The sequence below is a fragment of the Neisseria sp. HMSC065D04 genome (assembly GCF_001815675.1).
Taxonomy (GTDB): Bacteria; Pseudomonadota; Gammaproteobacteria; order Burkholderiales; family Neisseriaceae; genus Neisseria.
In genome coordinates this window covers 51091-59129 of the sequence record NZ_KV821499.1, presented here as the reverse complement: position 1 = coordinate 59129, position 8039 = coordinate 51091, and the positions used below count along the sequence as shown (strand labels likewise).

General features: G+C 55.0%; 8 protein-coding genes. 1 reads left to right on the top strand and 7 read right to left on the bottom strand.

Annotated elements, in window-relative coordinates; all coding sequences use genetic code 11:
- Window positions 1-109: 109 nt before the first annotated feature.
- The 4 genes from HMPREF3050_RS04865 to HMPREF3050_RS04850 all read right to left on the bottom strand — a co-directional run bounded on the left by HMPREF3050_RS04865 (window position 110) and on the right by HMPREF3050_RS04850 (window position 3978).
- Window positions 110-790, bottom strand: coding sequence for an SIR2 family NAD-dependent protein deacylase (locus HMPREF3050_RS04865; protein WP_070773759.1), 681 nt, complete (start codon window positions 788-790; stop codon window positions 110-112).
- A gap of 14 nt (window positions 791-804) precedes the next feature.
- Entirely contained in the window at window positions 805-2019 is a 1215-nt protein-coding gene (locus HMPREF3050_RS04860) for a pyridoxal phosphate-dependent aminotransferase (protein WP_070773757.1), read from the bottom strand.
- A 198-nt stretch (window positions 2020-2217) separates the two neighbouring features.
- A complete protein-coding gene (glyA, locus tag HMPREF3050_RS04855; protein ID WP_060974415.1) occupies window positions 2218-3468 on the bottom strand; it encodes a serine hydroxymethyltransferase in 1251 nt (416 codons plus the stop codon).
- Between the two features lie 132 nt (window positions 3469-3600).
- Window positions 3601-3978: a hypothetical protein gene (locus tag HMPREF3050_RS04850; protein WP_070773755.1), complete on the bottom strand. Its 378-nt coding sequence runs from the start codon at window positions 3976-3978 to the stop codon at window positions 3601-3603.
- A 135-nt stretch (window positions 3979-4113) separates the two neighbouring features.
- Here HMPREF3050_RS04850 and HMPREF3050_RS04845 point away from each other — a divergent pair, with 135 nt between their 5' ends.
- Complete coding sequence (locus HMPREF3050_RS04845) at window positions 4114-5271, top strand: sugar transporter (protein ID WP_070773753.1); 1158 nt, start codon at window positions 4114-4116, stop codon at window positions 5269-5271.
- 459 nt (window positions 5272-5730) lie between these two features.
- Here HMPREF3050_RS04845 and HMPREF3050_RS04840 read toward each other — a convergent pair whose 3' ends face one another.
- The 3 genes from HMPREF3050_RS04840 to HMPREF3050_RS04830 are packed head-to-tail and all read right to left on the bottom strand — an operon-like array spanning window position 5731 to window position 7740.
- A complete protein-coding gene (locus HMPREF3050_RS04840; RefSeq protein ID WP_242925847.1) occupies window positions 5731-6009 on the bottom strand; it encodes a DUF3325 family protein in 279 nt (92 codons plus the stop codon).
- Window positions 6010-6011: 2 nt separating this feature from the next.
- Window positions 6012-7517: a PepSY-associated TM helix domain-containing protein gene (locus HMPREF3050_RS04835; RefSeq protein WP_070773751.1), complete on the bottom strand. Its 1506-nt coding sequence runs from the start codon at window positions 7515-7517 to the stop codon at window positions 6012-6014.
- Window positions 7510-7740 (bottom strand): transporter, encoded by a 231-nt coding sequence (locus HMPREF3050_RS04830; protein WP_246830224.1) that lies wholly within the window; start codon window positions 7738-7740, stop codon window positions 7510-7512. Before HMPREF3050_RS04830 ends, HMPREF3050_RS04835 begins: the two co-directional genes overlap by 8 nt.
- Window positions 7741-8039 lie beyond the last annotated feature (299 nt).

Genomic DNA, 8039 nt, shown 5'->3' with positions numbered 1-8039 from the left:
GCCTTGTCTCATTTTTATTTTAATCCACTATAACCATTGCAAAACAAAACGTCGTCTGAAAACAAGCATTGCCCGTTTTCAGACGACGTTTCCGCATTTTCAAACCGTCTTAAGCCCGACTAATCAAATGCTCAACCAATGCCGGCACGCCTTCCGCCGCGCGTTTCGGAATCACTTCGACATCCGCGCCCACGCCTTGCGGGTTCGGATCGACCAGATAGCGTTCCGCAGCGGGCGGCGCGTAATGAATCAGCGAAGCCGCCGGATAAACCTGCATCGACGTGCCGACAATCATGACCACATCGGCATCGCGCATTTCTTCGACCGCCGCGTCAAACATCGGTACTTGTTCGCCGAAAAATACGATATGCGGGCGCATCGGATTGCCTTGGCTGTCGCGTACATCGTCGGTCTGTTCGCCGGTAAATTCGATGATTTCGTCGTCATCGACAGTGCTGCGCAGTTTGTTCAGCTCGCCGTGCAGGTGCAATACTTGGCTGCTGCCTGCCTTTTCGTGCAGCGCGTCCACATTCTGCGTGATGATGTGTACATCGTAATATTGCGCCAGCTTGACCAACGCCAGATGCGCGGCGTTCGGCTCGGCGGCGTTTGCCTGAAGCCTGCGCTGGTTATAAAAATCAATCACCAGCTTGGGATTGCGCGCCAAGGCTTCGGGCGTGCAGACATCTGTAACCCTATGCCCTTCCCACAAACCGCCCGCGTCGCGGAAAGTCAGCAACCCGCTGTCGGCACTGATTCCCGCGCCGGTCAGGACAACGCATTTTTTCATATCGTTATCCCGCCTTATTGCCGATAAGTCTGTAAGAAGCGCTCGAGTTTGCCCATGGCTTCTTCGATTTGGTGGGTGTACGGCAGGGTAACGATGCGGAAATGGTCGGGGCGTATCCAGTTGAACCCCGTTCCTTGGACAAACAAGACTTTTTCGCGCACGAGCAGGTCGTAGATGAATTTCATGTCGTCATGGATGCCGTACATTTCGGTGTCGATTTTTGGGAACATATACAGCGCCCCCATCGGCTTGACGCAGGATATGCCGGGAATTTGGTTTACCATTTCCCACGCTTTATTGCGCTGCTCCAGCAGGCGGCCGCCGGGCAGGATGAATTCGTTGATGCTTTGATAGCCGCCCAAAGCGGTTTGGATGGCATGTTGCATGGGCGTGTTGGCGCACAGGCGCATGGACGAGAGCATATCAAGGCCTTCGATATAGCCTTTGGCATGTTCTTTCGGGCCGTTGAGCACCATCCAGCCTTGGCGGAATCCGGCAACGCGGTAGGCTTTGGAGAGTCCGTTGAAGGTAATGGTCAGCAGGTCGGGGGCGAGTGCGGCAATGTGGTGGTGTACCGCGCCGTCGTAGAGGATTTTGTCGTAGATTTCGTCGGCAAAGATGATTAGACCGTGTTTGCGCGCCAACTCGGCGATTTCAAGCAGGATTTCTTTGCTGTACACCGCTCCGGTGGGATTGTTGGGGTTGATGACGACGATGGCTTTGGTTTTCGGTGTGATTTTGGCTTCCATATCGGCAAGGTTGGGAAACCAGTCGTTTTCTTCGTCACACAGATAATGGCGCACCGTACCGCCCGCCAAAGTGGCGGCAGCCGTCCACAGCGGATAGTCGGGTGCGGGAATCAGGATTTCATCGCCGTCGTTTAAAAGCGCCTGCATGGACATGGTAATCAGTTCGGAAACGCCGTTGCCGATATAAACGTCGTTGACCGAAATGTCGCGCAGACCTTTAGTTTGATAGTAATGAACGATGGCCTTGCGGGCGGAATACAGCCCTTTGGAATCGCAATAGCCCTGCGCAGTCGGCAGGTTGCGGATTACGTCCACCAAAATTTCATCGGGCGCTTCAAAGCCGAACGGCGCAGGGTTGCCGATATTGAGCTTGAGGATTTTATGGCCTTCTTCTTCGAGTTGCAGGGCTTTTTTGTGTACCGGGCCGCGGATGTCGTAGCAAACATGGTCCAGCTTGGACGACTTGGGAAATTTCTCCATGATGTGTGTTCCGTAAAATTGTTAACAATGGGGGTAAATGTACTCCGTTTGCAGGCGGAAAGAAAGGGGCAAATGCGGGATTTTTGCCTGCCGCTTCAAGAATCAAGCACCAAAAACAAATAAGGTCGTCTGAAAACCCTTTTTCAGGATTTTCAGACGACCTTTCCGTGTTACAAAATGCTTAAACTGGCAAGCCGGTTACGCGCCGTAAACGGGATATTTGTCGCAAAGCGCGGTGATTTGTTTGCGGACGTTTGCCAGATTCGCTTCGTCTTCAGGATTTGCCAACACGTCGGCAACGAGGTTGGCAAGGACTCGGGCATCGGCTTCGTTAAAGCCGCGCGTGGTCATGGCGGCGGAGCCGATGCGGATGCCGGAGGTAACGAACGGTTTTTCCGGGTCATTCGGAATGGCGTTTTTGTTGACGGTGATGTTTGCTTTGCCCAATGCGGCTTCGGCGGCTTTGCCGGTGATTTTCATCGGTTGCAGGTCAACGAGGAAAACGTGGCTTTCGGTACGACCCGAAACGATGCGCAAACCGCGTTTGACCAATTCTTCCGCCATCGCTGCGGCGTTGATTTTCACCTGTTTCGCGTATTGTTTGAACTCGGGTTGCAGGGCTTCTTTGAACGCAACGGCTTTGGCGGCGATGACGTGCATCAGCGGGCCGCCTTGCAGGCTTGGGAAGATGGAAGAGTTCAACGCTTTTTCATGCGTGTTGTCGCGGCACAAAATCACGCCGCCGCGCGGGCCGCGCAGGGTTTTGTGGGTGGTGGTGGTCACGAAGTCGCAGAATGGGACGGGATTGGGGTATTCGCCACCGGCAATCAGGCCTGCGTAGTGCGCCATATCGACAAAGAGGTAGGCACCGACTTTGTCGGCGATTTCGCGGAATTTCGCCCAGTCGATTTGCAGGGCGTAGGCAGATGCGCCGGCAACGATCATTTTGGGTTTGTGTTCGAGCGCGAGACGTTCGACTTCGGCGTAATCGAGGACTTCGTTTTCATCCAAGCCGTAGGTAATGGCGTTGTAGAGTTTGCCGGAAATGTTGACGCTGGCACCGTGGGTCAGATGGCCGCCGTGGGCGAGGCTCATGCCGAGGATGGTGTCGCCGGGTTTGAGGACGGAGGCGTACACGGCTTGGTTGGCTTGGGAGCCGGAATGGGGTTGGACGTTGGCGTATTCTGCACCGAAGAGTTCTTTGACGCGGTCGATTGCCAGCTGTTCGACGATATCGACGTATTCGCAGCCGCCGTAGTAGCGTTTGCCGGGGTAGCCTTCGGCGTATTTGTTGGTCAATTGCGAACCTTGTGCCTCCATCACGGCGCAACTGACGTAGTTTTCGGAAGCAATCAGTTCGACGTGGTCTTGCTGGCGTTGGTCTTCTTGGGCGATGGCGGCTGCCAGATCCGGATCATATTGGGCTAGGTTGACGCTTTTTGAAAACATCTTCTCGACTCCTTTGTCGGTTGGGAAACGGGGATTGATAAGTGTTGAACAATGTACCAAATCGGTTTGGATTGTCAACGATTTTATCTTTCAGACGACCCCTTTGCTGCTTGGAGGGTCGTCTGAAAAGTTTTATTTGAACAGATTGTCTTGTTTCAAATGAAAGTCGATTTTTTCGAGCAGGGCTTCGAGGTCGCTCTCGGCTTGGGCTGCGGCGAGGTTTTTGCCCAACTCTTCCAAAGCCAGCGCATCGAGCCTGCGGCGTTCGAGTTTGCGTGCTTCTTCGTTGAAGATTTTGATGTTGTCGGGCAGGACAAGCGGCGGCACGCTGCCGTCGGTCGTATAGAACGCTTCATCCGCAAACACGAACCCCTCCGGCAATGCGGGCGCATTGTCGTAGTCGGCATCGTTGACCGGCATCCACTCGGAATGCTGTTCCAACAGGACGAATTGCCCGTTCATACCGTAAATATGGGCAAAACGGGAGATCTTGGGGCGTTTGGTGTTCATGCAAAGATTGTATGCCGATGATGCGGGAGCGTCTAGGGTGGAAATTTGTGTCGTCGCAGTAGGAAGGTCGTCTGAAAGTAGTATAATTACAAAATCGATAAATTTTTGAAGACAAATATAAAAAGGGAAACCCCAATGTCAGCAAACACAAACAAACAATGGCTAAGCGTCATCGCCCTGGCGGTCGGCGCATTCATTTTCAACACCACCGAATATATCCCGATTGCCCTATTGAGCGACATCGGCGCGACCTTCAATATGCCGCCGACCGAAGTCGGCATCATGATTACCGTGTATGCGTGGATCGTCGCGCTGCTGTCGCTGCCGCTGATGCTGGCAACGAAAAACATCGAACGCCGCAAGCTGCTGCTCGTCCTCTTCGCGTTCTTTACCATTAGCCACATCGTTTCCTATTTCGCCCGAAGTTTCGAAATCCTGCTCGTCAGCCGCATCGGCATCGCTCTGACACACGCCGTGTTTTGGTCAATTACCGCCTCGCTGGCGGTACGTGTCGCGCCGCAGGGTAAAGGCAATCAGGCTTTGGGGCTGCTCAGTACGGGTACGGTCATGGCGATGGTGGCGGGCATCCCGCTGGGGCGCGTTATCGGGCAACATTCAAGCTGGCAGTTCAGCTTTTTGCTTATCGGACTTTGCGCGGCAGCGGTCATGGGCATATTGGCGAAAAACCTGCCGCTGCTGCCCAGCGTGAACACAGGTTCGCTCAAAAGCCTGCCCGGATTGCTCAAGCGCAAAAACCTCATGCTGCTCTACGCGCTGACCGTCCTCCTGATTACCGCCCACTTTACGGCATACAGCTATATCGAACCCTTCGTCCTGCAAGCCGGCCGCTTCGCGCCCGAACAAGTGACCATCGTCTTGAGCCTGTACGGACTGGCGGGGTTTGCCGCGTCGTATCTGTTCGGCAAATGGTTTGCCAAACACCAGCGCACATTCCTGATGACCTCGGTATCTGTCATCATGGCTTCAACGCTCTGCCTGCTTCCCCTTGCCGCTTACCCGATAGCCGTTTACGCGCTGGTGTTTGTCTGGGGTATCGCCATCGTCGTCTTAAGCCTCAGCATGGTCTCCAAAGTATTGGACTTTGCCTCGGATGCGACCGATGTGGCCAACTCGATTTACTCAGGCCTCTACAACGTCGGCATCGGCGGCGGCGCGCTTTTGGGACATTACGTTACCGTGTGGGCGGGCATTTCCAACATCGGCTTTGCTGCCGCAATCTTGGCAGCGGCAGGATTGGGCGTGTGTCGGATGTTGGTTGAGATGCGGAAATAAGAGGGTTGTATAAAAAAAGGTCGTCTGAAAACGTTTCTTTTTTATTTAAATACATCGCCCCGCAGTCGGGACGCTCCGTCCGCGTAGGCGTGAGAATGAATTTCTAAGTTTGGAATAAAACAAACCGGATTCCTTTGATGGGAATCCGGTTTTTCTTTTCGATGATTGGATTTTCAGACGACGTTTTAGGTCGTCTAAAACCTTATCCATGCTTTTTACCTTCGTTTATTCAAAACATTCTATAGTGGATTAACTTTAAACCAGGACGGCGTTACCTCGCCTTAGCTCAAAGAGAACGATTCTCTAAGGTGCTGAAGCACCAAGTGAATCGGTTCCGTACTATCTGTACTCTGCGGCTTCGTCGCCTTGTCCTGATTTAAATTTGATCCACTATATAAATAAGGTCGTCTGAAAACGTTGTTTTGTTTCAGACGACTTTTGATTTTAATCCGATAAATTTTACTTCCTGCGGGCTCCCTTTCCCCGAAAATAAACCGCAACCGCGCACAAGGCTGCGCCTGCGCTCAGGCAGCCGAACCAGCTTGTGCTGGCGGCGGCGGGATGGGGCGAAGCGAGTGCGGCGGCAAGGGCGGCGGCGAGGAGGGTTGCGCCGGCAAGGCGCAGGCGGGCGGGGTGTTGGACGGGGCGTCCGAGCATGGTTTTGGCGTGGGGCGTTTGCGAGAGCATGAGGCAGAAAAAGCCGCCGAAGCAGAGGGAAAACATAAGGAAATACAGCATGGTCATTGCGCCTTTGCGATGCGGCGGGCGATGAGGAAGAATATTGCCGCAAATGTCAGGAAACACAGTTCCACCGTCCAATAGAGCGTGTCCCCCGACCGAATCGACAGCCAGAGAGGCCGTCCGACATAAATATCCAAGAGCGGGATCAGGGCGCACAGTGCGGCGGCGGCGTAAAACAGACCGCGCCATTTGATATGCGCGGGGCAAGGGAAGAAGGCGGCAACCGCAGCGGCGGCCCAGACGGCAAAGAGGCTTTGCGCTTCCCAAATTTCGCGCCCGTCCCAGTCTGCGGGCAGCAGGCGGTTGGTGCAGAAAAAGGCGGCGCAGGCGAGTGGGAAGCCGGCGAACACGGCGATGTTGATGCGCTCCGCCCACGCAATCCCGCACAGGGGCGGCTGTTTGCGATTGCGCCGTTTCATCGGCCACATTACCGCACCTGTCGCAATCATGCCGCAACCCGCCATGCCGCTGAAGAAATAAAGCCAGAGCGTCGGATAGTCGGCAAAGCCCGCCGTATGCAGGCTGTAGAGCGAAGAGTAGGCCTGTTCGAAGCCGCCGTAGGCATCTTTGCGATACACCTGCGCCCCGTCGCGCAAACGTACCGCTACCGACAAATCAGGGTTCGAGCCGACGCTTCTTTTGTCGAAATAATCCGCCGACAACACCGCTTCTTTGCGGTCGGGGTCGGTGATGGTCAAGTTGATTTCCTTGTCCGTCCCGTTTGGGCGCAGCCTCTGCACCGTCGGATACCAATCCGCCATCTTCCGCCGCTCTCCCGCGTTTTCAGACGACCTCGGCACATAGGCGGAGCGCGCCTCGAATTCTTCATCCGACAATTCCGCTGCCGTTTGGCTGTAGGTCATCACCGTATGCGAAGTCAGCAAGAGGCCGCTGTAAACAATCATCACATGAAACGGCAGCGGCAGAACACCCAGCAGGTTGTGCGCGTCCAGCCAGCTTCTGAGCTTTTTGCCTGCGCGGAAAGTGAAAAACTCCGCCAAAATCTTTTTATGCACAATCACGCCGCTGATTACCGCAGCCAGCGCGACCACCGCGGCCGCAGCCGTCAGCCAGTAACCGCCGTATTCCGCCGCCGCGAGGTTGCTGTGGATGGAAACCAGATAACCCGCCCCCGCCGTTTCGCGCGGTTTGGACTGCGGCGCGTTAGGATAAGGGCTGATGGTGGTATAGGACGCCTCTTCGGTCCCACGCTCCGTCCAGCCCAAATCCAAGTACGGCGAACGTTCGGTCGGCAGAGAAACCGACCATTCTGCCGCATTCGGCGCATGGCGGCGCAGATAGTCCAGGGCGGTCGCCAGCGAAACCCGTTCGTCCGGCAGACCGTCTGAAAACGGCAGCTCCGGCTGCAACCATACATCCAGTTCGGCACGGAAAAACGCAATGCTTCCCGCAAGGAATATTACGAACAAAACCCACGAACAGATCAGCCCCGTCCATGTGTGGATTTCTGCCATTACCTTGCGCAGCCCCGCCTCCTTAGCCATGCGGCAGCCCCCCTGCCGCCGAAAGCAGCAACACCGACAGCGACAGCGCGCAAAACACCGTCCGCAGCCGCCGCGCCGCCAACGCCCACAGAAATACCAGCGGCAGCAGCGTGATGCCTAGGAGGGTGCCGCCGTAAACGGCATTGGTTGACCCGCCCGCATAAAGCGGAACCGTACCCGCCGCCAGCGCGGATACCCAGTAGCTTCCGGCCGAAGCCAGCACAATCCGCGCCGCGATGTGCAGCGGGCGTGGCAGGATGGGATTCATATGGTTTTCCTTGGAATATTTGTTACTTTTATTCGATTGTGTGTTTTGCAGGCGGCTTTTGGAAATAACGGGTTGTAGGTTTCAGACGACCTTTCAAAATTGCAGCAACCTCACGACCGTCATTCCCGTGAAAACGGGAATCCAGACCTTTGGAGTTTCAGGAATCTCTAAAAATCGCCGAATCCCAAAGATTCCTAGATTTCCGCCTGCGCGGGAATGACGGATTATATAGTGGATTAACTTTAAACCAGTAC